Genomic DNA, 24,911 nt, shown 5'->3' with positions numbered 1-24,911 from the left:
CCATCAGACTCGCTCGAAACCGTATTCAACCCGCACACATCATCGCATGGTCATTCTGGCGTAGAGCTCATCAGGCGGCCGCTCAGCGCGCGCACGTCAAAACAAAAAGGCAACTGTAATGCTAGGCAAGCCTGCTTCGGCGAACCAGTAGACCCCCCACCCCTCACTTCCCCGTAAACTTCGGCGCCCGTTTCTCTACAAAACTCGCCACGCCCTCCCGGAAATCGCTGCCCTTCAGCGCGATCTGCATTTCGCGGTTGGCGTCGATGGTGGCTTCCGCGAGCGTCTGGAACGGCACGTCGTAGAGCTGCCGCTTGATCACCGAAATCGCGCTGGGCGAGACAAAATCAGCGAGATCCCGCGCATAGGCATAGGTCTGCTCGCGCAACTGGTCCGGCGGATAGAGGCGGTTGACCAGCCCGATCCGCAGCGCCTCCTCGCTGGTGACCCGCCGCGCGGACATCAGCAAATCGAGCGCATTGGCGTGACCGACGATGCGCGGCAGCATCCAGCTGATGCCGTGCTCGGCGATCAGCCCGCGGCGCGCAAACGAGGTGGTGAAGACGGTATTGTCGGCGGCAAAACGCAGGTCGCAATAGAGCGCGTGGACGAGGCCGATGCCGGCGGTGGCGCCGTTCAGCATGCCGATCACGGGCTTCGGGATCGCCGGATAATAGGCATAGCGCGTCTGCCAGTCCGCCCGGCGGTTCATGTCGAACGGCGGCGTGTTCTCGCCACGCCTGATCTCGTTGGGATCGATGCCCTGCAAGGCTTCCATGTCGGCGCCGGCGCAGAACGCGCGACCCGCGCCGGTGAGCACGATGACGCGGACGCTGTCATCACCGGCCGCCGCCTCCATCGCGTGGCGCACGTCGCGCTCCATGGTCGCGGTCCACGCATTCATGCGGTCCGGCCGATTGAGCGTGATGGTCGCGATCTTGTCGCTTACCTCGTAGAGAATATGCTGATAGGTCATCGCGACCTCCCTGTCGTTTCTGTCATTGACGTTTCGCGCCCGAGCGAATTCGTCGCCGGTCATGTCGCCTCCCATTTGCCTGCTGCTATCCGCACGCGTCAGGCGGCGACACTATCACATCCAGGTATTTTGAAAGACGCCCACAGGTGCGGATGAAATTCCGCGCGGCGGCTATTCCGCCGCTTCCAGCACGATCGAGCGCGATGGGCGCGCGAGCCAGCCGGTGATGAAATTCTTCAACCACGCCCGTTCGATCACGTCGTGCACCGCGCGGCCTTCGAAGTGAAGGTGACGCGGTTGCGCGCCCGGCGACTCCATGCGGACGCATCCGCGCGTGGTCCAGCGATGCATCATGGCGTAGGTCACATCGGGATGAAACTGGAAGCCGAACGCATGACCGTGCTGATACGCCTGCACCGGAAAGTCGCCGCCTTCGGCGAGCAGCTTTGCGCCGCGAGGCAGTTGAAATCCTTCGCCGTGCCAGTGATAGACACGCTCCGGCCAGTCCGGGCACAGCGCATGTCCGGCCTCCGTCGGTCGGATCGGATAGTAGCCGATCTCGACCCGGCCTTCATGATGCGGTGCGACCTGCGCGCCTAATTGTTTGGCAAGCATCTGCGCACCCAGGCAGATGCCGAGAAACGGTCGCTGCTCGCGCAAGGGGATTTCGATCCAGTCGATCTCGCGTCGGACATAATCGTCGGAGTCGTTGGCGCTCATCGGGCCGCCGAAGATGACCGCGCCGGCATGCTGGTCCATCGTTTCCGGCAACGGATCGCCGAACCGCGGGCGTCGGATGTCGAGGGGGTGGCCGAGCGCTCGCAGCGCATTGCCGACCCGTCCCGGCGTCGAGGTCTCCTGGTGCAGAACGATCAGGACCGGCTTGAGGAGGGCCGGGTCAGCCGCACCCAACGTGGGTCTGCCCGGAAAGGGCAGCACGTTTTCGTCATTATTGTTCGACCGGAACGACATCGACGTTGCTCTGGCACCTCAAACCGAAACCATACCTAAGTGAGTCTTAATTTCGCGTGAGTTCACGCACACATCAAAAGGTGAAAGCAAACCGCGGGCCAAACGCGGCCTCCGCGCGCGTGCTCGGCACACGCGCGCTTTTGCCCGCAAAAACCCGGGATTTTCTCAGCGCTGACGGAGTTGAAAGCGGCCGACCGCTCCGAGGATAAAGGAGCGTGGAAACAACCGGAGCAGGAACGGCACGATCTTGATGCCCAGGCCAGGCAGCACTGCCCGTTTGTTCGCCATCAACCCGCTATAGGCCTGCTGTGCGACCGCAGCCGGCGAGACGTTGAGGATCGCCGAATCAAAGCCGGGCCTGAATCCGGCCCGCGCCTGAAATTCCGACGGCACCGGGCCGGGACACAACACGGTCACACGCACGCCATGCGGCGCCAACTCCGCGCGCATGGCCTCGGTGAACGACAGCACATAGGCCTTGGACGCGTAATAGACCGCCATTCCCGGCCCCGGCAGAAAGCCGGCGATCGAGCCGACATTGAGGAGGCCGCCGCGATGGCGGATCAGGTGATCGGAGAACCGCAGCGACAGGTCGGTGAGCGCGCGGACGTTGACGGCGATGATCTCGAGTTGATTGGACCGATCTCGCTGGATCGCTCGGCCGAACACGCCGAATCCAGCGTTGTTGACGATGTATTCGACCTCTACGCCGGAGGCAGTCAACGCCTCGGCAATCCTGTCGCCGCAATCGGGTTGCGCAAGGTCGCAAGGAATGACGATCGGCGCAGCGCCGCCCGCCGTCTTGATTTCACTCGCCAGCGCTTCCAGGCGCTCTGCGCGTCGTGCCACCAGCGCCACGCGATGACCCTTTGATGCAAAAACGCGCGCCAGCTCGGTACCTATGCCCGCCGATGCACCGGTTATCAGCGTCACACGCTCAGTCACGATCGAATGCTCTTGAAATCAATTGGAGGATATGCCGCCAGCATTGGAACGAGAGCATAGGCGCGCGGTGTGGCGCAAGCTACCCCTCAAACATGGCGCCATGCAGGCCCGCGTGCCGCGCGCTGAATTCTCTATGTTTTCAGGCTTGTCGCGCGTTAGCGCAGCCGATTGCGCCGCAGATTAAAGTTTCGTCATCTGCAATGACGCGTGGCTCGCGCCGCGTATCGTCACATCGCAGCGTCTTCGGCCTTCGGCGCGTCCGCAGAAGTGGCCGACCGCCGCCCCGCCACCTGATGCTTGAGATCGATCCGGTCGCGCGATGAAATACCGAGCAGATCAGCCGCGCGCCAGACGACGTTATCCTCGAACTCGCTGACCTGGCCGTCCGCGTATACCAGCTCCCACATCATCTCGATGATGCGGAGCCGGCCCTCCTCATTGACCGAACGCATGATGACGCTGGTGAAATGATAGAGATCGACCGCCTCGCCTTCGGCCCGCGTCGCCGACGCGATCAAATGATCCGCCGTACCGGGATCGAGCTTGAAGCGGCTCTCGATCAAACTGTGCAGTTTGCGCTTCTCGATCGCGCTCGGCTCGCCATCGAGCGAGACGACGTGAACCAGCAGCGCCGTCGCCGCCAGGAGATATCCGGTATCGTCGAACGACAGATCCGAATCCGCGCTGGGCGCAACGATGTCGGCAATGAATTGGCGCAGTCCGTCGAGCATCAATCTACCTGCAAAGTCGTGAAAGCCGTTCAGTGAATATGGGTCGAGGATTTGGCCGCCGCAATCCGCGCGATGCCTCCCTGACGGTGCAGGCAGATTAATTCGACGTCACGTTGAATGGACGGAAACATCTGCGCGAAATTCAGGCAGCGCCCACAACGCCACAGCGACCCGCCGAGCCTTCGCCTCCTGTTGCGTCGCCGCCCGCGGGAATGGGTTCAACGCGCGCCGCCTTGCCGCCCTCGAAGGTCACCGCCTGTCGGTTAGCGGCTGACTGCGCGATTCGCCGCAGGCAGCAGGGCCGATATCTAATTGCAAATCATTCGCATTTGCATTAGAGCTGAACTCGTTGTTTCAACAAGCGATTTCTCAAGAGGAAACGAACATGGCCTCCTTCCGCTTCGCGCTTGGCGCCGCCGTTGTGCTTGGAATTGCCTCGGGAGCCGCGCTTGCGGCGGGCGATATGTCGCGGCAGACGCCGATCGAGGTGACGGTCGATCTCGGCTCGCCCGGAAAACACGAATTCGCGCCGAAGCAACTGAAGTTTGAAACCGGCAAGCTCTACAAGCTGATCCTGCGCAACACGAGCAGCGATCCGCATTACTTCACCTCGCATGCGTTCTCGCAGATGGTGTTCACGCGCAAGGTGCAGGTGACGCAGCAGCAGAACGGCAAGGCCGTGACGCTCGCGGAATTCAAGGGCGCGATCCGCGAGATCGAGGTCTATCCGGGACAATCCGCCGAATGGTGGCTGGTGCCGGTCGCGGCCGGCCGTGCCACCGACCTGCGCTGCGACATCAAGACCAGCGACGGCAAGACGCACGCCGAGCTCGGCATGACCGGCGAGATCGTGATCGAATAGTGATCAGGGTATCTCATACACCACCATTTTGTCGGCGATACCGCGCAGCGCCGCTTCCTTCTGGATCGGCCTGATCGCCTCTTTTTCCAGAATGGTGGCGACCGCCGGCGAGTCGATCACAGGTCCCGTGATGTGAATCTCCTGCGACGTCGACAGGCTCTGCACCCTTGAAGCGATGTTGACGGTCTGACCGAAATAGTCCTGCCGCTCGTTCAGCATCACCGCCAGGCACGGACCTTCGTGGATGCCGATCTTGACGACCAGATCCTCCCTGCCACGCTCGACATTGAGCTGAGCCATCGCCGCGCGCATGCGCAGGCCCGCCACGATCGCATGTTCCGGCCGGATGAAGGTCGCCATCACGGCGTCGCCGATTGTCTTCACGACCGCGCCCTTCTCGGACGCAATGATTTCGAGCAGTGCATGGAAATGCGCCCGCACCAGATCGAAGGCGGCGAGATCGCCGACCCGCTCATAGAGCGCCGTGGAGCCCTTGAGATCGGTAAACAGGAACGTCAGCGAGGTGATCTTCAGGCGCTGATCGACGTTGAGATTGTCCGCCTTGAAGACGTCGCGAAAAGTCTGGTTCGACAGCATCCGCTTGGCGGTCAGGATTGGCTTGCGCTTGCCGAGCAGCTCATGAAGCGTGTCGTTGGCGATCCAGACCGCGGGCAGCACCCGGTGGTCGGTCTGATTTTCGAGTGACAGCCGTAACGGCCCGGGGCGCATCACGGTGGTGCCGGTCGGCGCGTGCAGCTTGTTGAAGACGATGGAAAACTGCTGGCGCTCGCGGGTCGGTTCGCCCTGGATATCCAGAAAATGCGCCGAATGCGTCACCGGCTCGAACACGATCACGAACTGATTGGGCAGTTGCAGCGACAGCACCGCCTTTTCGCCCGCCGGCAGTTCGATGGCTTCGAGCGAGACCTCGTCGATCAGCCGCGCAATCGATTCTTCGCTCAGGTCCATCCCCGAGCTCCAGAACATCTGACGGTTATACTCCCAGATCGACAACGTATTGGGATCATGCGCCGCGATCCGCCTGACGCGGGGACTGACGGTGAAGGAAACCTCCACGCGGTCGTCGACGGATGCCTCATAACCCTGAGCGCATAACGCGCAATTGTAGTCGTCGTGCCGAAGGGATTTCAGGGTGTTGTGCGCACCGAGCACGCCACCACAGCCGGGGCACAGCACATTCCAGCTGAGATCGAACAGCCCGAGCCGCGCCGAATGCAGGAAGGCCGAAATGACCTTTTCCTCGTCGAGCCCGTTCCGCGCGGAAAAATCCAAAAGGTTGATCCGGTTGAGATCGCGATCCTCGCCCTTCGCGATCAACTGCGAAATGGCATCCACGACCGCGGGATCGGCGGTCTGCCGCAGAACGGAGAACTGGGCCTGGGTATTGCTCATGGTGGAACCCTGGATGAAATTATCGCGGCGTGATCGCAAACATCGGCGAACGGTCAGGCTGCGTCGTCACCACGCCGATCGGCATCACCGGCTCCTCGTCGACCAGCGTAACGCGAAACGCGCCGATCATCTTCGCCAGCGCCAGCGTTGCCTCGACCAGCGCGAAATGCGCGCCGATGCAGACGCGTGCGCCGACGCCGAACGGCAGATAGGCGAAGCGATCGGGCGGCGTGCCGGTCATGAAACGGGACGGGATGAAGGCGTTCGGATCGCGCCAGAGCTTTTCGTGCCGGTGCAACAGCCACGGCGCGATCAGGATGACATCCTTCTTCTTGACCGGAAGCCCCGTGATCGTATCCGGCCCGCTGGCTGCACGCGCAATCAGGAATGCCGGCGGATAGAGCCGCATGGTCTCGTCGATCACCGCACGGGTGAATTTCAGCCGCTCGATATCGAGCGTGCCGCCGACGGCTGCCCCCTCGACCTCGTTGGCGACGTCCTGCTGGACGGCAGGATCGAGCGCCAGCAAATAGAGCGCCCAGAACAGCGCGGTGGCCGTGGTCTCATGGCCGGCGAGAATCATGGTCGCGATCTGATCGCCGAGCTGCGCATCGGTGAAGGCCTGGCCGGTTTCCGGATCGCGCGCGTCACCCATCAGGTCGAACAAATCGCGCGCCGGCGCGCCCTCGTTCTTGCCGGCGGCGCGGCGCTCGGCCATCAGCGTGCCGACGAAAGCCGTCCAGCGCTTGCGGAAGCGGGCGCGGGCGAAATCCTGCGGGCTCGGCCAGCCGAGCGGCAGCAGCAGATCGAGAAAATGCGGCCGCGCCAGCCGCTCGCCATACTCCATCACGAAGTCGCGCAACGCGGCGCCGTGCCGGTCCATCCCGAACGAGAACATCGTGCGCCCGGCGATTTCGAGCGCCATCCGCTGCATCGCCTCGCGCAGGTCGACGGGCGCGTTGCTGGCCGCGCTCAGCTTGGCGACCGTCTCGTCGGTCGCCGCCAGCATGTGCGGAATAAGCGTCGACACTGCGCGCGGCGTGAAGGCCGGCGCCAGCGTTCGGCGCTGATGCTTCCACGCGCGCCCTTCTGAAATCAAGAGACCTTCGCCGAGGATCGGACGCAACACGCGGATGCCGACCGGCGTCCTTGTATAGTTTTCGTAATTGTCGACCAGCACATGCTTGATCGCATCCGGCGCGTTGAGAATGAAACTGTTGCGCCCGACAAAGCGGCCCTGGACGATATCTTGCTCATAGGCGCGCTGGCCCCAGCTCCCGATCGGGCTGATGCGGATCGCCTTCATCCGCCCAAACGCCGTCATGTCGTCGGGGGCCCGTGGCGGGCTTGGCGGCACCAGCGGTGCGCGTGCGGCTGGCATGTCGTAGGCTTCGGCTATGCTCATGGGTGCCACTTTCGTATCCCGGATGAGCGCAGCGATATCCGGGATCCTGCCAAAGCCCCGCATATCGCTTCGCTCATGCGGGGCTACTGCCAAACCATGTCTTTCGATCCGGGCGCCATAAGGGCGCATCCATCCGAAATAGCTAGTAAGTCAGTTCGGCAATCGCAATGCGGTTTTCCGAGGCCGGCCAGGCCCGCGCCACGATTCGCTCTGTATTGAATATGGTCACCACCGGGCGTCCAACCTCCTCCGCCGGAAGCCGCAAGGTCGTGACCGAATCGGTCGGCACGCCGGATTTCACGTCCTTCGGCTCCTTGCCGTCGATCAGCACCACGTCACGCGGCAAGCCGAAGTAACCCCTCGGGCGCGACATCAGAACCACGGCACCCGCGCCGGCATCGGCCGGCCCGAGCGGGCGCGCGGCGCGCAGATGCAGGACGTCGGAGGAGCGCGGAAACGGCGAGCGATAGAGATGCGTCGTGGGAGAGCCGGCCGATGTCAGCACGATCTCGAGATACCAGCTCGGCTCGACCTGCGCCGGGCCCCAGCGGCCGTCGGCGCCGGTCTGCGACGAATGGATCGGCCCGGCGATGCGTTCGCCAGTCTCGGGAGAGACGCGATAGATTTCGACCGTCGCGCCGGATACCGGACGGTTGGTTTGAACGCCGCCCGGCGTGCCCGTCACCAGCCCGCTCAGTTTGACTTCCGCTTCCGGCACGATCTCGATGCGCGACGGCTCCCTCCCTGCGATGAATTTGTAGATCTCGCGAAACGCGCGCGGATGAAACGCGACCTCGCGATGGTCGAGCGCGCCGAGCACGAGATTGGTCGCGCCCTTCAGCGCAGGTCCGTCCGACGTTACGCCGGTCGGCGTACCCGGCTTGCCGACGAAGCGCCCATCGGCTTGCGCATATTTGTCGATGCCGTCGCTGCGCAAGGTGAGAAACGCCGTGCCCGGCGTCACCTTGCTCTCGCCCTCGTTCAGGCCGCGCAGGAACGGGCCGCGGCCATTGAACTCGCCGCCGAGCCCCTCGTCCCATTCATAGATGCCATGGTTGGGAACGCCGCACAGCACCGCGTGGCTGATGTCGGCGCCGCCGCCATTCTTGATATAATTGCGGATCGAATAGCCGCCCCGCGAATTACCGACGAGGGCGATGCGCGCCGCGCCGGTGCGACGCTGCAATTCCTTGACGGCTTCGCCGAGCTGCCGGCGCTGGTCTTCGGTCGAGGAGCGGTTTGCCTGCTCCACTTTGTCATCGGTGCGCGCCAGGGGATCGGTGAAATTGACCGCCCGCATCCGCTCGCGTGGCACGCCGTTCGATTCCATGCGCCATAATGTGGTGATCCAGAGTGCCGCATGGTCGCCATTGCCGTGCACGAACAGGACCGGCGGAACCTCCGGTACGGATGGCGCCGCCGGCGCCGTCTGGGCCCGCGCCCGCACACCCGGGAGCGGGAGACCGAATGAGCCAGCCAGTAAAGGCAGGGCTCCGGCACTCTTCAGGACCATCCGCCGCGACAGCTTCATTTCCAAACCTCCCGTTGCTTTTCAATATCTTAGCTGTGCGATAGCACCGTCGACAGCGGCTCAGCGACTGGACAGGCCAGGGTTTTCGCAGGCATCACTTTAAGTTCGAATGGAATCAAGCCGGTGACAGAAGGCCAACGGAACCTATCATGACCGACCAGCCGAAACGCCGCGGTTTTGCGACTGACGGCATCGCAGCGCCGCTGCGGCATGCCGTGTTCCGGCGCATCTGGCTCGCCAGCCTCGTTTCCAATCTGGGGATCTTGATCCAGGGCGTCGGCGCTGCCTGGGCGATGACGCAGATGACGTCGTCCGCCGACAAGGTCGCGCTGGTGCAGACCGCGCTGATGCTGCCGATCATGCTGATCTCGATGCCGGCCGGGGCCATCGCCGACATGCACGACCGGCGGATCGTCGCCATGGTCTCGCTCGGTATCGCGCTTGTCGGCGCAACCGTGCTGACCGTCATGGCATGGCTCGGCCTCGTCACGCCGAATATCCTGCTGGCGCTGTGCTTCGTGGTCGGCAGCGGCATGGCGCTGTTCGGGCCGGCCTGGCAAGCCTCGGTCAGCGAGCAGGTGCCGGCGGAAACGCTGCCGGCGGCGGTCGCGCTCAACGGCATCAGCTACAACATCGCGCGCAGTTTCGGGCCGGCGGTCGGCGGCATTGTGGTTGCGACGTCGGGCGCCGTTGCCGCGTTCGCCGTAAATGCCGTGCTGTATCTGCCGCTGATGGTGGTGCTGTTTCTGTGGAACCGCACCCATGAACCGTCGCGCCTGCCGCGCGAACGCCTCAACCGCGCCATCGTCTCGGGCGTGCGCTACATCGCCAACTCGCCGTCGATCCGCATCGTCCTGATCCGCACACTGGTCACCGGCATCATCGGCGGCTCGATCTCGGCGCTGATGCCGCTGGTCGCCCGCGACCTCCTGCATGGCGGCGCGCAAACCTACGGCATCATGTTGGGGGCGTTCGGCATGGGCGCGGTGTTCGGTGCGCTGAATATCGGCGAGGTGCGCCGGCGCATGAGCGGCGAGGCCGCGGTGCGCGCCTGTGCGATATCGCTGGCCGGTGCGATCGCTTCGGTTGCCCTGAGCACGAACGCCGTCCTGACGGCGATCGCCCTGGTGCTGGCCGGCGCGGTGTGGATGCTGGCGGTCGCGCTGTTCAACATCGGCGTGCAGCTTTCGGCGCCGCGCTGGGTCGCAGGCCGCTCGCTGGCGGCGTTCCAGGCCGCAATTGCAGGCGGCATTGCGATCGGAAGCTGGGGCTGGGGCAACCTCACCGACATCGCCGGCGTCGAGGTGGCGCTGCTGGCCTCCGCCGGTCTGATGCTGCTTTCGCCGCTGCTCGGGATCTGGCTGCGCATGCCGCCGGTCGGCGCACGCAATGAGCCGCCCGCCGAGGCGCTGGCCGATCCCGAAGTGCGGCTGTCGCTCACCGGACGCAGCGGACCATTGGTGGTCGAGATCGAGTATCGCGTCGCGCAGGACAACGCCCGCGCGTTTCACAATGTGATGCAGGAAGTGCAGCTCAGCCGCCAGCGCAACGGTGCCTATGGCTGGTCGATCGCGCGCGACATCGCCGACCCCGAATTGTGGACCGAGCGCTATCACTGCCCGACCTGGCTGGACTATCTGCGCCAGCGCAGCCGCGCCACCCAGTCCGAGCGCGCGCTGCACCAGCGCGCGATCGACTTTCATCTCGGGCCCGAACCGATCCGCGTCCGCCGCATGCTGGAGCGGCCGTTCGGCTCGGTACGCTGGAAGGAAGATACCCCCGACCGCGCCGCCAACGAGGTCCTGCCGGTGGTCGCGACGGCGGCAGGCAGCACCTGACCTGAACCCTTAAGAGCATGACGCGACGCGGCTATTGGGCGCAGAATGTCGCAGGAATAAATCAGCCCAACTTGATTCAGCGTACTGCCGACATCGCGCCTCCGATTTCCTGCGACTAAAGTGCAAGACGCCGATGCGCATCCGCCCCCGCCGAACGCGAACAGCGTCCTGCTTCGCGCCTGCGAAATGGCAACGTTGCCCTGCCACCCGAGCGATTCATAAGAAGCACGCGCACTTCCCGCTTGCCAAAACGCCGCGCAAGCCTTTGACTTGTCGTTGAGACAAACAAGCCTGCGGCGACAGCGGGCGACATCTCAACCGGGAGGAACTCATGAGCAAGCGTAGCGATACAAAAACGACGCGCCGCCGTTTCCTGACGGCAGCCGCCGCTGGCGGCGCGGTGATTGCGATGCCGCAGGTCAGCCGGGCGCAGACCGTGGCCCTGAAGATGCAGGGCTCGTGGGGCAAGGCCGACGTCTTCAACGAGATGGCCGAAGATTATGTGAAGCGCGTCAACGAGATGGCCGGGGGCCGGCTGCGCATCGACTATCTGGTCGGTGGCTCGGTCGTGCATCCGTTCCAGGTATTCGACGGCGTGCACGGCGGCCAGATCGACGCGGCGCACACGGTGACGGTCTACTGGTACGGCAAGCACAAGGCGGCTTCGCTGTTCGGCACAGGTCCGGTGTTCGGCTTCAACGCCAATGAAGGTCTTGGCTGGATCCATAACGGCGGCGGCAAGGAGCTGTTCGAAGAGCTCCAGACCCAGATCATGAAGGTCAACATCAAGAGCTTCTTTGCCATGCCGATGCCGACCCAGCCGCTCGGCTGGTTCAAGAAGCCGATCACCAGCGATGCCGATCTAAAAGGGCTCAAGTACCGCACGGTGGGTCTGGCCGCCGACCTGTTCCAGGCGATGGGCGCATCCGTCGCTCAGCTCCCGGGCGGCGAAATCGTTCCGGCCATGGAGCGCGGCGTGATCGATGGGTTCGAGTTCAACAATCCAACTTCGGACCGGCGCTTCGGCGCGCAGGACGTCGCCAAGAACTACATGATGGGCAGCCACCATCAGGCGACGGAATACTTCGAGATCATGTTCAACAAGACCAAGTTCAACGCCCTGCCCGCCGAGCACAAGGCCATTCTGCAATATGCAGCTGAGGCTGTGTCCTCCGCCAACGAATGGAAGGCGATGGACTATTACTCCAAGGACCTGCAGGAACTGATCAGCAAGGACAAGGTCAACGTTCAGCGGACGCCGAAATCGGTATTCGATGCGCAGATCAAGGCATGGGACGGCCTGATCACCCAGCTCGGTTCGGACCCGTTCATGAAGAAGGTGATGGACTCGCAGAAAGCATGGGTGCGCCGCGTGGTTTTCTACAACACGTACAACACGACGGACTACCGTGGCGCCTTCGAGCATCACTTCCCGGGCGTGATCAAGCTCTGATTGCTTTCGCTGCTTAACGCTGACGCAATATGAATGAAGGGCGGCGCAGTGGGAGCGCCGCCCGACCACGAACAGGGTGGGGGAAATCCGGATGTGCTACTCACAGCGAGTTCAGCTCGCATGAAAAAATTTCTCTTCTTCATTGATGAGCTCAGCACCTGGGTCGGCAAGGCGTTCGCCTGGCTGATTCTCGTCCTGACGCTGGGTGTCAGCTACGAGGTGTTCATGCGCTACGTGCTGCGTGCGCCGACCACCTGGGCTTTCGACATCAGCTACATCACCTACGGCGCGATGTTCCTGATGGCCGGCGCTTATACGCTCTCGCGCAATGGTCATGTGCGCGCCGACGTGGTCTACCGCCTCTGGTCGCCGCGCACCCAGGCGTCGATGGACCTCGTTCTCTACATCCTGTTCTTCCTGCCGGCGATCGCGGCGCTGATGTATTCGGGCTGGAATTATGCCGATATGTCGGTGCGCTTCCGCGAAGTCAGCATCTTCAGTCCGGCCGGCGTGCCGGTGTTCCCGCTGAAAGCGCTGATCCCGGCCACCGGTGTCCTTCTGCTTTTGCAAGGGGTGGCTGAAATCATCCGCTGCATGCTGTGCATCCGCACCGGCCGATGGCCGCAACGCCTGCACGACGTGGAGGAGACCGAGAGCCTCATCATTCGCGAGCATCAGCAGGCGGCGGCTGCGCAGCAGCAGGGCGAGAAGGGAGCAGGCGCATGACCGATCCACAACTCGGCATGCTGATGCTGGGCCTGTTCATCTTCATCATCATGCTCGGCTTCCCGATCGCCTTCACGCTGATGGCGATGGGCGTCGCGTTCGGCTACTATGCCTACTACACGGCAGGCCAGGACTTCTTCGAGAATCGTATTTTCACGCTTCTGGTGCAGAAGACGTTCGAGGTCACGTCCAGCGACGTGCTGGTCGCGGTTCCGCTGTTCCTGTTCATGGGCTATCTGGTCGAGCGCGCCAACATTCTCGACCGCCTGTTTTTCTCGCTGCAACTGTCGATGAAGAACGTGCCCGGCGCGCTGGCGGTAGCCACGCTGATCACCTGTGCGATGTTCGCGACCGCCACCGGCATCGTCGGCGCCGTTGTCACGCTGATGGGCCTGCTGGCTTTGCCGGCGATGCTGCGTGCCGGTTACGACACCAAGCTGTCGGCAGGCGTCGTCTGCGCCGGCGGTTGCCTCGGCATCCTGATTCCGCCGAGCATTCTGCTGATCGTCTATGCGGCGACCGCCGGCGTTTCGGCGGTCAAGCTTTATGCGGCCGCTTTCTTTCCGGGATTCCTGCTGGCCGGGCTCTACATCCTCTATGCGATGGCGCGCGCGATCATCAATCCCGCGCTCGCGCCGAAGCTGCCGCCCGAGCAGACCAACGTGCCGCTCTCCACGGTAATCTGGGCGCTCGCAACATCGTTCCTGCCGCTGGCGCTGCTGATCGTTTCGGTGCTCGGCGCGATCCTGTTTGGCCTTGCGACGCCGTCCGAAGCGGCCGCGGTAGGCGCCCTCATGAGCATCGTTCTGGCGGCTGCCTATCGTTCGCTCAACTACACGATGATGCGCGAGTCGGTTTATCTGACCGTGCGCGCCACCGCGATGGTCTGTTACCTGTTCATCGGGTCGTGGACGTTCTCCGCGGTGTTTGCCGTCCTTGGCGGACAGACGGTAGTCGAGCAGTTCTTCACCTCGATGAACCTGTCGCCGATCGGGTTCCTGCTGTTGACCCAGGTGATCATCTTCCTGCTCGGCTGGCCGTTGGAATGGACCGAGATCATCATCATCTTCGTGCCGATCTTCCTGCCGCTGCTTCCCCAGTACGGCATCGATCCGATCTTCTTCGGCATCCTGGTCGCCCTGAACACGCAGACGGCGTTCAATACGCCGCCGGTGGCGATGGCCGCGTTCTACCTGAAGGGCGTGGCGCCACCGGAGGTGAAACTCACCGACATCTTCTCCGGCGCGCTTCCCTTCGTTGGCCTGGTCTTCTTCACCATGGCGCTGGTCTACATCTTCCCGGGAATTGCGTTGTGGTTGCCCGCCTACCTCTATGGATCGCGGTGAGCAGGTTGGGCAAGACGCTGAAGGGGTGCGCATGAGCCTCCATGCGCTCAGCCTCACGGAAGCCGCCGCCGGAATCCGCGACGGCCGGCTCAGTTCGGTGGAGCTTGTCGGCGACTGCCTCAAGCGCATCGATGAGGTCGATCGCAATATCGACGCGTGGGCATTTCTCGACCGCGACCACGCGATGCTGCAAGCCGAGGTTGCCGACGATCGTCGCAAGCAGGGCAAAGCCATAGGACCGCTGCATGGCGTGCCGGTCGGCATCAAGGACATCTTCGACACCGGCGACATGCCGACGGAGTTCGGATCAAAACTGTGGGCCGGACGCACGCCGCGCCGCGATGCAGCGGCTGTGGCGCGGCTGCGGGCGGCAGGCGCCGTGATCCTCGGCAAGACGGTGACCACCGAGTACGCCTACTTCAATCCGGGCAAGACCCGAAATCCGCACAACCCGGATCACACGCCGGGCGGATCGTCTTCCGGTTCGGCTGCGGCCGTTGCGGCGCTGATGGTACCGGGCGCGATCGGCTCGCAGACCAACGGCTCGGTAATCCGCCCGGCCGCCTTCTGCGGAGTGGTCGGCTTCAAGCCGACACACGGCCTGATTCCGCGGAGCGGCGCGCTGCTGCTGTCGCGGGCGCTCGATCACGTCGGCGTATTTGCGCGCTCGGTCGACGATGCGGCGCTGCTTGCTGAGATGCTCGCCGGCTTCGATGAAGAGGATCCGGATACGCAGCCCCTAGCCCGTCCGCCCTTTGTCGAGGCGGCGGCAAGCGAGCCGCCATTGCCGCCGCGCTTCGCCTTCGTCCGTTCGCCGGCCTGGACGCATGCCGAGAAGGTGACCACGGAGGCATTTGCCGAACTGGTGGAAACGCTGGGCGAGCAAATTTCCGAGGTCGAGATCGGGCAGAGTTTCGACCGTGCCATCGACATGCACCGCACCGTCATGGAAGTGGACATGGCGCACAACCTGCATCGCGATTTCGAGCAGGGCGGCGATTCCCTGAGCAAGGTGCTGCGCGCATTGATCGAGCGTGGGCGCAAGGCTCTCGCCGTCGACTATACGCGGGCGCTGGCCGGCAGCGCGACGCTCAACGCGGCGCTCGACGGTGTGTTCGACGAATACGATGCGATTTTAACTCCGGCGGCGCCCGGCCCGGCGCCGCGCGGCCTCGACAGTACCGGAAACCCGGCGTTCTGCTCGATCTGGACTTATCTCGGCACGCCGGCGGTGACGCTGCCGCTGCTGCAGTCGGAAAGCGGCCTGCCCATCGGCGTGCAGCTGGTCGGACGCCGCGGCAACGATGCGCGGCTGTTGCGGACGGCCAACTGGCTTGTCAAAACACTCGGAAAACGCGGCGGCGCCGCGCCCGCGAAGACCAATGCGCGTCGCGCTAAAACAAGGAGCGGCAGATGACGAATTTCATCACCGGATTGATCGGCATTGCCGGCGTCTGCACGTTTCTCGGCATCATGCTCTGGTGGATCAAGGCGGTGCCGCTGATCATCATCTGCGCGCTGGTGATGGCGCTGCTGATCTACGATTTCTACCAGTCGCTGCGCGCCAACGGCAACGGGGCGGGATAAGTCGGGACGGCGGGTTCTACTGCCCGGCGCTCGTCAGCTTCTGCTGGCAGGCCTTGCTGATCTTCGACCGGTTCTGCTTCAGGCAGGCCAGAATGATCTGATCGCCAGCCTGCATCTGCGCCCGGCAATACCGCGAAACGTCGCGCGCGCACTCGTCATGCCCCTCTTTTTTTTGTGTCTGCGCCGACGCGCTGGAGGCCATCAGGATCAGGGGAATGACGAAAAGGATCTTGGTCATTTGCTATGCCTTTACACGAGAACGCAATCCGCGCGTTCTATAGCGTTTTCGAGCGAAAGCCAGCCCCGGACTTGATCCGGCTGGACACACGGTTCGCGTCAAGAAAACGTGTCAGAACGGGAATCCGGGCATCGGAATTCGGCCGGCAACGCATTTGTGAACGGCGAAATCGCGCAACCGTTCGTTTTGTGCCCCCCTGAAACGGAAAAAACGCCTGCGTCGCATCGACGCAAGCGTTTCCGAGCCGTCAGAGACCGCGAAGACCGTGCCGTCATTGCGCGGCGAGCTTGCCGGATTTCTGGGCAGCGAACTCGCGATCCATGACGCCGCGGCAGCCAGCGCTCAGGTCGGCGCGATGCTTGACCATGCAGGCCGTGATCTTCGGAATGTTGGGAATTTCCGAACTGCAGAGGCGGAACGCGTCGCCCGTGCACTGCTGCTGCGCTTCCGAACTGAAAGCGAAACTCGCGGTCGAGGAAACGGCGGCGAAAGAGGTGGTCAAGGCCAGCACTAAACTCACCTTGCGAACGGTATTGAAGAATACTGCGGTCATTTTCGGCTCCTGTTGGCCCGGCGAAGCGAGCCCGTTGTTGATGGCAGGAGCATGCGCCCGGGACCGCGGGCACGACTGTGACTGACGTCACTCAGGCATAAAGCCCTCATTTTCTTTGTCTAACCGGCGCGTGTTCGGGAGACGTTAAGACATTGTTGGCATTAATGCCCCGTTGCGTGTGTACCCCGAGTATCTGGAAAGAGTAGCGATGCGTAATGCGTTGGGCCTGATGCTGGCCAGTGTAGTGGCGGCGGTTCTGATCACCGGCGTTTGGTTCTGGACCTCCGCACCGCGCGCCGACGCGGCCGCACCTCAAACCGTCGCTGCCCGCAAGGCAGAGCCGCTGCCGGCGCCCGCCGCGGCCAGGCCCGCGCTGAAGGACGATGTCGAGATCACGGCTTCTCTCTCGAAGCCGGCCCCTGCCCCCGCGCCAGTTCCCGCAGCCCAGCCGGTGCGATCGGCTTGCGCCAATCCCGATGCGCTCGGCGTCAGCCGCACCGTCGTGATCGACACCACGGGCGGTCCCGGTTTCGGCTTCCTGCAATACAAGCAGTTCGACTTCCTTACCGACAAAGAGGTCGTGCTGACGTTCGACGACGGTCCGTGGCCGACCACGCCGGCGGTGCTCAAGGCGCTTTCGGATGAATGCACGAAAGCCCTGTTCTTCCCGGTCGGCAAGCACACCACCTATCATCCGGAGATTCTCAAACAGGTCGCGGCAGCCGGCCACACGATCGGCTCGCACACCTGGTCGCACGCCCATCTCGACAGCAAGAAGCTGACCGAAGCGCAGGTCAGGGAAGAAATCGAGAAGGGCTTTAGCGCCGTGAAGATGGCGCTGGGGACTGCGCCCGCGCCGTTCTTCCGCTTCCCGGGCCTCGCGCACACGCAAGGAGCCCTCGGCTATCTCGCCTCGCGCAACATCTCGATGTTTTCAGTTGATGTCGATTCTAACGACTTCAAATCGTCGGGTGCCGATCAGGTCATCCAGAACGTCATGACCAAGCTCGACAAGCAGGGCAAGGGCGTAATTCTGATGCACGATCTGCAGAAGAGCACGGCGCAGGCCTTGCCGGCGCTGCTGCGTCGCCTCAAAGCCGGCGGCTACAAGGTCGTGCAGATGAAGGCCAAGGAGCAACTCGAAACCCTGCCGGAATATGATGCGATGCTGGTGAAGGACCAGAAGGTGCCGGCGGTTGCCAGCCGCCCGATCAGCAGCGTGGTGCAGACGGTTTCGCAGTAAGGATTGGCGGAAGCCGGTCGACGGCTCCAGCCTTATGCAATGAAAAACGCGCCCTTCGGATTTGAACCCGAGAGGCGCGTTTTGCTTTGGCAATGTTACCAATAGATGCCGTGCCGGTGCAGTGCGCCGATGATGCGAGCCCGGATCCCGTAGCGCATGCGGTGCGATCCCGCTCTCCCCGACATGTACGCCGTTCTCCGGGCCACGGGCCTTCCGGGTCCGGCGCTCATGCGTCCGGCAGCGGGCCGATACGCCCTGGCCGCTCTGGCCGCCCTGGGCCTGGCCGTCTCGGTCCTGGCCGTCTCGGCGTTGGTCGTCTCAGCCTTGCTTTCGGGCTTGGGCTCGACGACCGCGGGCCGCTCGACATATTTCGGTGCTTCCGCAGCCTGCGGGGCTTCGGCGCTTTTCGATGCATCCGTAGCTTTGGCCGGCGCCGGAGCTGCCTTCGTCTCGACGCCTCCAAGCGACAAGCTTCGATCACCAGCCTGCGCGGCCGCGGAGGCCAAAACAAATCCTGCAATGAGAATGTATTTACGCATGTTTGTGTCTCCCCTTGAGGTCGAGGCGGAGACTACGGTGGGCTGACGGTTCTTGATGTGAGACAGGTCACGCACCGCTGCCGAAGCAGCGGAAGGTCGGCGGATATCAGGACCGCGCCTGATCGGCTCGCCGCAAAATTTCGATACCGTTGATATTGTTGACGGGAATATAGGGTTTGAGCAGCGCGGAAAGTTCGGGATCGGCAGCCACCCAATTGCCCCAGTCGCTGTTCTCATTGTCGATCACAACAACGTCCGGCGGCTGCTTCTTGAAATCCTCGACGATGCCGGCGCGCTCACGCGCTACGTAGCCTGCAAGCCGGGCCGCCATCTCCGAATCGATGGTGCCATCCATCTGGGCCCGGCGAACGATTTCCCGCACCCAAAACGCCTCCTGGCGCGACACCCATGTGCCCTCGAGCTCGCGCACCATCGGATGACCGATGACGGCCGCAGCGCTCAGCACCAGGATCTTCGGCCGCGGCCCTAATCGCGCCACCTGATCCTGGACTTGCCGCATGTCGACGCTGGCATTGAACCACAGGCATGCGTTGGCAAAGATCAGCGCGACGACGAACATCGCGCCCGCGCGAAGCCTTCGCGATCCGGCTCGCTCATCGTCCCCGGCCGAGATCGCCCAGCCTGCCGCGAGCAAACTGAGCGCGACCATGGGATAGGCGTGATAGTCCCAGCCCTTGCCCTGAACGAAAAACGAGACCGTAAAGCCGAGCGATCCGGCCATCATCACCAGCGACGCGGCGTCGGGTTTTCGGTGCCGGCCGTGCAGCGCCAGCACGACCATGATCGCCACGATCCACAGCGCGGTCGCAGAAGTCAGCAGTATGGCGAGCAGCGGCGCTTTCAGCAGCAGATAGACGTCGCGGACCAGGGGATAGATGAGCGTAAGATACTCCGGATAGAACACGACGATGCAGATGCCGTGGATCACGACCAGCGCCGCCGCAATCCAGTTCTCCGGCGCGAACAGAACCCGCCAGTCCCGCGCCTGGGCGGCAGCCGTCAGAATGCAGAAGCCGACCGCGAAGACGAAGTACGGCTTGAAGTTCATCGTTGCCGCGGCGCACAGGCCGGCGATCAGCATGGCTGATGGTGCAACGCGCTCGCGATTGGCGCGCAGAATGTAGACCGCAAGCGCCGGCAATAGCGCCACCAGCGCCAGATGCTCGCGCTGCCCGAAAACATACATCGGCAGAATGGCCAGCAGCGCGGCTGCCCATACGGCAGGTGCGCCAGCGACGGAATCGCGCAACGAGGAGATGCGCAGGATACGCCACGTCAGCGCCAGCGATGCCGCGACCAAAGCGAAGATCAGCGCATCAGCCACAACTTCCGGCCGCAGGTGGACCAGGCGCGCCAATGCAACGGCGAGAAAATAGACCGATCCCGCCATCGGCGGATTGGTCTCGAGGATGTCGACGTACAGCCGCTGGCCGTCGAGCATGCGTTCGCTGACGATCAGCCACCAACTGACATCGACGTTGAAGGGCAGCACCTGCCGCAGCAAGATCGCCGCCACGAACACGGCAGCGATGGCGAGCAGGGACGTCACGGTCCAGCTGCCCCGATGGGCGGCCTTGTCCCCGGGGAGGCTCAGGCCGACATCGAGCGACATGCTAAATCCTGCGGCAAATGTGCAGGCAAGCTAGAGGGGGCCGGTTAACAAGACATTTCAGTGGGTGAACATGCGCGCCAGGCGCTGGCAAAGCATCGCAAACAAAGGGTCATTGTAGAGTGTGTGCGCGTCTATCCGGATGGCCAGACCATCATTGCGGGCCTCACCCCAGGGGTTGGCTCTCTTCTGAAATCCTTGCACCCCATCGACCAGGGCGGCCCAATGCCCACTAATTTAGTGGCTAGAGCTAGCCAACGGTTCCGCAAGAGGTGCAGGCGTGCGCTTTCGCAGCACTTTTTTTCCTGGCACCTCAATCAGGTGATACGTGATCGATGCCGCTCCCACTGTTGCGAGGATGAAACCTGCCAGAAAAAAGGCGTTGCCGTAAGGCATCTGAATGTTGAACACGACCGATGCTAAATGCACTGCCAGTTGAAGCGGAAAGTGCATGAGATAGATGGAGTAGGAAATGGTGCCGAGATAGACCAGCGGGCGAAGTGTCAAAAACCATTTAACTACCCGGCCATAGATCGCACCGATGATCAGGGCGGGAAAGCACATGATCACGATCGCGAGGTTACCCAGCCAGTTCAGCTCACCTTTTGCGCAGTAGTAGAGAAATCCGGAAACGGCCGCGATGGCAAGTCCGTCAGCAAAGCCGCGCTTTAGGCCGATCTGCGACAGCCAGCGCGAATCCATCTTGCATAGCGCTACTCCGCAGCCGAAGCCGAAGATAGTCCGGAAGATGTCGTTGTCGATTCCAAGCACCACTGCTTTACTGATCAGACCATTTTTCAGGATTGCCGCAAGTGACACTGCGAACAGCCCAAACAATGCCACACGAGCAATCTTGCGCGGGAGAGCGATGGCCGCCAGGAACAGAACGTTGACGATGAATTCTGTCGAGATCGACCACGAGGGCCCGTTGAATGAAAATCCACTCTCAAGCCCCGTTCGATTTAGCAGGGCAAGATTCAGCGCGAAATGATAGTTGTCGTTGAAAACGTAGACAAACGGCGGTGAAGCCAGATGGTTGACCAGTATCCATTGCATGATAGCCACGGCGCATAGCGTCGCGACGTGCAACGGATACATTCGAGCAATCCGATCTCGAACATTGTTCGCGAGTGTTACGCTGCGTTGGTCGTTCCAATAGGCGCGGGCCAGCACGAAGCCGGACAGCACGAAAAAGAAGTCAACGAGAAGCATTCCGTATCGATAGAAGGGCGCCATGAGATACGGAATCGGAGAAGCGCCAAAATGGCCTGTGTAGTGCCATCCGATAACGCCGATCGCGGCAAGGGCTCGTAGACTATCCAACTCATGCAGGCGATTCGGTTCGCGGCTCCTGGAGACCCTTGGCTTGTCGTCGAGATGCTCAACCATCCCGGCTGGCCTCCAGTAAGTGAATCGGCCAGCTAGGCCGCGGGGCGTGCCATGTCGACTTGCAATAGTGGGCCGGCCTCCGCGCCGAAGCGCCGGCCGCCGCACTTCCAATGCGGCTCGCGCGCCCCCGAGACGCCATTGAAATTGCCGAATTCTCGAAGTGTTGCATCGGGCCCCGCGCATCCGCTGATACAGCGATTCGTCGCGGTGCCATAGCCGCCCTTCGAAAACAGTGCGTCCGGATCGGGGGGCGCGGTGCCAGGGACGGCAGCGAAAATCGATCAGGTAAATATCTCAATGTCTTAAATGGTGCCGCAAACAGGACTCGAACCTGTGACCCCGTCATTACGAATGACGTGCTCTACCAACTGAGCTATTGCGGCGGACCAAACGCAGCGTCCGGGCGTGACCCGGAAAACGCCCGCACCTGATATCGGGGACGGCCCCGATTGGCAAGAAAAACGCTGGCCACGGATCCCTAGTTGCCGCCCCAGCGTGACAAAAATCCCCGCCAGCCGCCCGCCTGGGCCTTGGGCGGGCCGATTTGTTCCGCGAATTCGTCCGCTGGGCCCTCGTCGTCGACCCCGGGATCGTCGGGCGCCCGGATGAGGGGAATGATCGCCGGGATGGGGGCTGGAACAGTCTTCGGAATGTCCTGCCGTGACCGGAACAAGGGGGCCGGCCGGCTTGGGGCCGATTCGGCCGGCGCGGGTGACGCAGCGGGCGCTGCGGCAGTGGCGGCTTCGGCGGGGGCCGCCTCGGCAGGGGTCGCCTCGGCGGCGGCAGCCGGCGGGGGCGCATTGTCCTGCTCGGCGGCCGGCGCAGGCGCTGAAGCAGCAGGCGCGGCAGGAGGTGCCGGGGCGACGGGCGACGGAGCCGGCTCCTCCGCGTCGACGTCCTTTGGCGGCTCAAGCACGACGGCCCGGCGCGGGGTCGCCAGCATGGCCTCCTCGAACGGCGAAGATTCGATCGCGCCGCCCTTGTCGGACGGCAGCGCCGCGACCGGTGTCTGCCACTGGAAAGCATCGAGCCTGCCGGTGACCGGCGAGACCGGCCGCCATCGATCGCTGACATAGCCGTCCGCGGTCCAGGCCGGATCGTGCAGCGCACGCACCGCGCGCAAGGTCCATGCACGCGCCCGGCCGCTGTCGCCATGTTCGGTGCGCTCGATCTCCGCCATCAACAGCGCGACGCGTTGCGTCGGCGCGGCGATGAAGGGCGCCAGCGCCTCGCGCGCTTTTGTAAATTCGGACGCGTCGATCGCGGCGCGCGCAATCGCCAGCGCGCCCTCGATGTGACCGGGCGCTTTCGCCGCGAGCGTCTCGACCCGCACCAGCCGCTGCCGCGCGGAATCGCCGAGCTTCACATGCGAATAGGCGTCCGCAAGATCGGGATGCGGCTGCGCCAGCCACGCGGTCTCGACCAGGCGCATAGAGCGCCGCACCTGATGCGCCTCGCTCTCGAACTTGCTCGCCAGCACCGCGGCCGGCACCAGCGTCGGCGCCAGCTTGACCGCCTCCATCACGCTGTCGCGCGCCAGATCGCGATCGACCTTTTCGAGTTCGAGCGCGCGCGCCGTCAGCAGCACGCCGCGCTGCCGGCGATAGGTCGCCTTGTCGATCAGTCCGGCCGATTGATTGTTGTCGAGGATTTTCAGCGCGCCGGCCCAGTCGCCCTTGGCGCAACAGAAGCCGAGCACCGCATGCGACGCCCATGACGAGGACGGCGACAGCTTTAGCGCTTCCTCGGCGACCATCACCGCCGCGACCGGATCGTCGGCGCGCTGCGCCTCGATGAACAGCCCACGCAGACCCAACAGCCGCGTGTCCTCGCGCTCGGCCATGGCGCGGAAGGCGCGCTGCGCGCCTTCGCGGTCGCCGTCGAGCTGCGCCGACTGCGCATGCAAGAGTAGCGACAGCGGATCGTGCGCCGCATGTTTCCGCGCCGCCTCGGCATGGACGCGGGCAGCGGAAGAATCGCCGTGGCCGATCGCCAGCAGCCCTTGCGTGATCGCATGCCGGCCGCGGGCCTGACGCCGCTCGCGCCGGCTGCGCCGCATACGCGCCGGCGCGCTCCACACACCACGCAGGATCGCCCACATCATCATCGCCGCAACGACGACGATGCCCAACGCCAGCACGAAGACCGGCAGCGTGGTCTGGGCGCGATAGCCGCCCCATGACAGCACGACATCGCCGGTCTGCTCGGCAATCCAGGCCGCGCCGGCCGCTCCCAGCGCGATCAACAACAGAAACAGAATGATCCGGACCATTGAAATCCTTACTGCGAAATCCTTATTGCGCCGGTTTGGCGAGCGCAGCCATGGCGTCGGTCGCAAACTGACGGGAGGCGGCCAGCGCGGCGTCGCGCGCGTCGGCCCGTTCAATCCAGGACTGCGCCGCGGCGCGATCGGCCGGCTCCAGCGTCTTCAATTCCCGTCGCGCCTCGTTGAAATCATTTCGCAACGCCGCCGCGGTGATCCGCGCCACCACGGCGCCGCGATCATTGCCGGCGGTATCGGTGCGTTCGATCTTGACCAGTTTGGCAGCGCCCGCCTGCAGGCGCTCCACAATGCCTGTACCGGTCGTCGTGGCATTGCTCTGTTGCGCGGCCGGCAACAGTTTTGGCACCAATGCCAACAGTTCGCTGCTCAGCCTGCCGGCATTTGGCACGCCCTTTTCCGCAAACTGATCGAGCGGCTTCAAGGCATCCGGATTGGGCGCCAGCGCCTTGGTCGCGGCGAGCGCAGCCGGATAGGGATCGCCGATCCGGACCAGCACATCGAGCAGCGCCGCCGACACCAGCCGGCGCAGCGGCATGTCGTCGGCAGGTTTGGCGTCGGCCTTGGTATCGGCAAGCTTGCTGCCTTGCTGCGCGAGCTCGGCGCCCTGCGTCCGCATCTGGCTTTCGATCTTCGCGATGCGTTGATCGATCCCGGAGAGATCGGGCGAGACGGTGCCGTCGCCGCGCGGGGCGGACTTCACATCGTTGATGGCGGACGCCAGCTTCTCGCCCTGTGCGCGCGTCGCGGCGAGTTCAGTGCGCAGCGCCGCGACGGTTTTTTCCAAGGCCTCGGCACGCGCGGCAGCGGCGGGATCGGCCACGGGCTTGCCCGCTTTCGACTCCAGGCCCGCGATGCGCGTGGTCAGACCGTCGATGGCGGCCGTGTTGATCTGCGCTGCCGACGGCGCTGACGCGGGCTGAATCGCAGGCCAACCCAGCATCCAGCCGACGCCAATCACCAGCGCCGCGGCGGCGGCGCCGGCCACCGGCGCAACGATCCAGGGCGAAACCGGTCGGGATGGCAGTTCCGCAACCGGAGGTTCTGCCGTTGAAGCCGCGGCGACCTCGGGCGTTGGCTCAGCCGCAGGCTCAGGCGGCGCTTCGCCGGAACCCTTGGTCTCGCTCGACACTTCGGTCGCCTCAAGGTCGATGGTCGGCGGCTCACGCTTCGGCCGACCCTCGCCGGACAGCGATCCAGTGTCTTCGGGCCTGTCATCGACCATCACGGCGGTTCCCTTGAATGGTTAGGTT

22 protein-coding genes and 1 tRNA gene are annotated in these 24,911 nt (G+C 63.7%); 8 read left to right on the top strand and 15 right to left on the bottom strand.

Annotated features, from left to right (window positions below; all coding sequences use genetic code 11):
* Positions 1-163: 163 nt before the first annotated feature.
* From C7G61_RS29180 to C7G61_RS29165, 4 genes are all read right to left on the bottom strand, one after another.
* On the bottom strand, positions 164-976 hold the full coding sequence (locus C7G61_RS29180; protein WP_108520259.1) for an enoyl-CoA hydratase: 813 nt from the start codon (positions 974-976) through the stop codon (positions 164-166).
* 171 nt (positions 977-1,147) lie between these two features.
* Complete coding sequence (locus C7G61_RS29175; protein WP_108520237.1) at positions 1,148-1,948, bottom strand: glutamine amidotransferase; 801 nt, start codon at positions 1,946-1,948, stop codon at positions 1,148-1,150.
* Positions 1,949-2,113: 165 nt separating this feature from the next.
* Positions 2,114-2,893 carry an SDR family NAD(P)-dependent oxidoreductase gene (locus tag C7G61_RS29170; RefSeq protein WP_108520235.1) on the bottom strand — a complete coding sequence of 260 codons (780 nt, stop codon included), beginning with the start codon at positions 2,891-2,893 and terminating at the stop codon, positions 2,114-2,116.
* 227 nt (positions 2,894-3,120) lie between these two features.
* Positions 3,121-3,624 (bottom strand): tellurite resistance TerB family protein, encoded by a 504-nt coding sequence (locus C7G61_RS29165; RefSeq protein WP_108520233.1) that lies wholly within the window; start codon positions 3,622-3,624, stop codon positions 3,121-3,123.
* Positions 3,625-4,009: 385 nt separating this feature from the next.
* Here C7G61_RS29165 and C7G61_RS29160 point away from each other — a divergent pair, with 385 nt between their 5' ends.
* Positions 4,010-4,486 (top strand): cupredoxin domain-containing protein, encoded by a 477-nt coding sequence (locus C7G61_RS29160; RefSeq protein ID WP_108520231.1) that lies wholly within the window; start codon positions 4,010-4,012, stop codon positions 4,484-4,486.
* Positions 4,487-4,489: 3 nt separating this feature from the next.
* Here the strand turns inward: C7G61_RS29160 and C7G61_RS29155 are convergent, their stop codons facing one another.
* The 3 genes from C7G61_RS29155 to C7G61_RS29145 form a co-directional block, all read right to left on the bottom strand.
* Complete coding sequence (locus tag C7G61_RS29155) at positions 4,490-5,899, bottom strand: adenylate/guanylate cyclase domain-containing protein (protein WP_108520229.1); 1,410 nt, start codon at positions 5,897-5,899, stop codon at positions 4,490-4,492.
* A gap of 19 nt (positions 5,900-5,918) precedes the next feature.
* Positions 5,919-7,304, bottom strand: a complete 1,386-nt coding sequence (locus tag C7G61_RS29150) for a cytochrome P450 (RefSeq protein WP_108520227.1) — start codon at positions 7,302-7,304, stop codon at positions 5,919-5,921.
* A gap of 142 nt (positions 7,305-7,446) precedes the next feature.
* Complete coding sequence (locus tag C7G61_RS29145) at positions 7,447-8,835, bottom strand: hydrolase (protein WP_108520225.1); 1,389 nt, start codon at positions 8,833-8,835, stop codon at positions 7,447-7,449.
* A gap of 149 nt (positions 8,836-8,984) precedes the next feature.
* Here C7G61_RS29145 and C7G61_RS29140 point away from each other — a divergent pair, with 149 nt between their 5' ends.
* The 6 genes from C7G61_RS29140 (at position 8,985) to C7G61_RS44915 (ending at position 15,785) form a co-directional block, all read left to right on the top strand.
* Complete coding sequence (locus tag C7G61_RS29140) at positions 8,985-10,673, top strand: MFS transporter (RefSeq protein WP_108520223.1); 1,689 nt, start codon at positions 8,985-8,987, stop codon at positions 10,671-10,673.
* 331 nt (positions 10,674-11,004) lie between these two features.
* Positions 11,005-12,126, top strand: coding sequence for a TRAP transporter substrate-binding protein (locus C7G61_RS29135; protein ID WP_108520221.1), 1,122 nt, complete (start codon positions 11,005-11,007; stop codon positions 12,124-12,126).
* Between the two features lie 120 nt (positions 12,127-12,246).
* Positions 12,247-12,852, top strand: coding sequence for a TRAP transporter small permease subunit (locus C7G61_RS29130; protein WP_108520219.1), 606 nt, complete (start codon positions 12,247-12,249; stop codon positions 12,850-12,852).
* Positions 12,849-14,198, top strand: coding sequence for a TRAP transporter large permease (locus tag C7G61_RS29125; protein ID WP_108520217.1), 1,350 nt, complete (start codon positions 12,849-12,851; stop codon positions 14,196-14,198). Before C7G61_RS29130 ends, C7G61_RS29125 begins: the two co-directional genes overlap by 4 nt.
* Before the next feature lie 31 nt (positions 14,199-14,229).
* Positions 14,230-15,615 (top strand): amidase, encoded by a 1,386-nt coding sequence (locus tag C7G61_RS29120; protein ID WP_108520257.1) that lies wholly within the window; start codon positions 14,230-14,232, stop codon positions 15,613-15,615.
* Positions 15,612-15,785, top strand: a complete 174-nt coding sequence (locus C7G61_RS44915; protein WP_190242017.1) for a hypothetical protein — start codon at positions 15,612-15,614, stop codon at positions 15,783-15,785. Before C7G61_RS29120 ends, C7G61_RS44915 begins: the two co-directional genes overlap by 4 nt.
* 16 nt (positions 15,786-15,801) lie before the next feature.
* Here C7G61_RS44915 and C7G61_RS29115 read toward each other — a convergent pair whose 3' ends face one another.
* Positions 15,802-16,023 (bottom strand): hypothetical protein, encoded by a 222-nt coding sequence (locus tag C7G61_RS29115; protein WP_108520215.1) that lies wholly within the window; start codon positions 16,021-16,023, stop codon positions 15,802-15,804.
* A 271-nt stretch (positions 16,024-16,294) separates the two neighbouring features.
* A complete protein-coding gene (locus C7G61_RS29110) occupies positions 16,295-16,576 on the bottom strand; it encodes a hypothetical protein (protein WP_108520213.1) in 282 nt (93 codons plus the stop codon).
* 208 nt (positions 16,577-16,784) lie between these two features.
* Here C7G61_RS29110 and C7G61_RS29105 point away from each other — a divergent pair, with 208 nt between their 5' ends.
* Positions 16,785-17,819, top strand: coding sequence for a polysaccharide deacetylase family protein (locus C7G61_RS29105; protein WP_108520211.1), 1,035 nt, complete (start codon positions 16,785-16,787; stop codon positions 17,817-17,819).
* A gap of 95 nt (positions 17,820-17,914) precedes the next feature.
* Here C7G61_RS29105 and C7G61_RS29100 read toward each other — a convergent pair whose 3' ends face one another.
* The 6 genes from C7G61_RS29100 to C7G61_RS29075 all read right to left on the bottom strand — a co-directional run bounded on the left by C7G61_RS29100 (position 17,915) and on the right by C7G61_RS29075 (position 24,883).
* Positions 17,915-18,358, bottom strand: a complete 444-nt coding sequence (locus tag C7G61_RS29100; protein WP_108520209.1) for a hypothetical protein — start codon at positions 18,356-18,358, stop codon at positions 17,915-17,917.
* A gap of 106 nt (positions 18,359-18,464) precedes the next feature.
* Positions 18,465-19,991, bottom strand: coding sequence for a hypothetical protein (locus C7G61_RS29095; RefSeq protein ID WP_108520207.1), 1,527 nt, complete (start codon positions 19,989-19,991; stop codon positions 18,465-18,467).
* 234 nt (positions 19,992-20,225) lie between these two features.
* Positions 20,226-21,377 (bottom strand): acyltransferase family protein, encoded by a 1,152-nt coding sequence (locus C7G61_RS29090; RefSeq protein ID WP_190242016.1) that lies wholly within the window; start codon positions 21,375-21,377, stop codon positions 20,226-20,228.
* 307 nt (positions 21,378-21,684) lie between these two features.
* A tRNA-Thr gene (locus C7G61_RS29085) sits at positions 21,685-21,760 on the bottom strand.
* A gap of 95 nt (positions 21,761-21,855) precedes the next feature.
* Positions 21,856-23,649 (bottom strand): heme biosynthesis protein HemY, encoded by a 1,794-nt coding sequence (locus tag C7G61_RS29080; RefSeq protein WP_108520203.1) that lies wholly within the window; start codon positions 23,647-23,649, stop codon positions 21,856-21,858.
* Positions 23,650-23,671: 22 nt separating this feature from the next.
* The gene (locus tag C7G61_RS29075) at positions 23,672-24,883 is read right to left on the bottom strand and encodes a COG4223 family protein (RefSeq protein ID WP_108520201.1); all 1,212 of its coding nucleotides are present in this window, start codon (positions 24,881-24,883) and stop codon (positions 23,672-23,674) included.
* Positions 24,884-24,911: the final 28 nt, after the last annotated feature.

Source organism: Bradyrhizobium algeriense, assembly GCF_003062295.1.
Lineage (GTDB): Bacteria > Pseudomonadota > Alphaproteobacteria > Rhizobiales > Xanthobacteraceae > Bradyrhizobium > Bradyrhizobium algeriense.
This window is presented reverse-complemented; position numbering and strand designations above follow the sequence as displayed.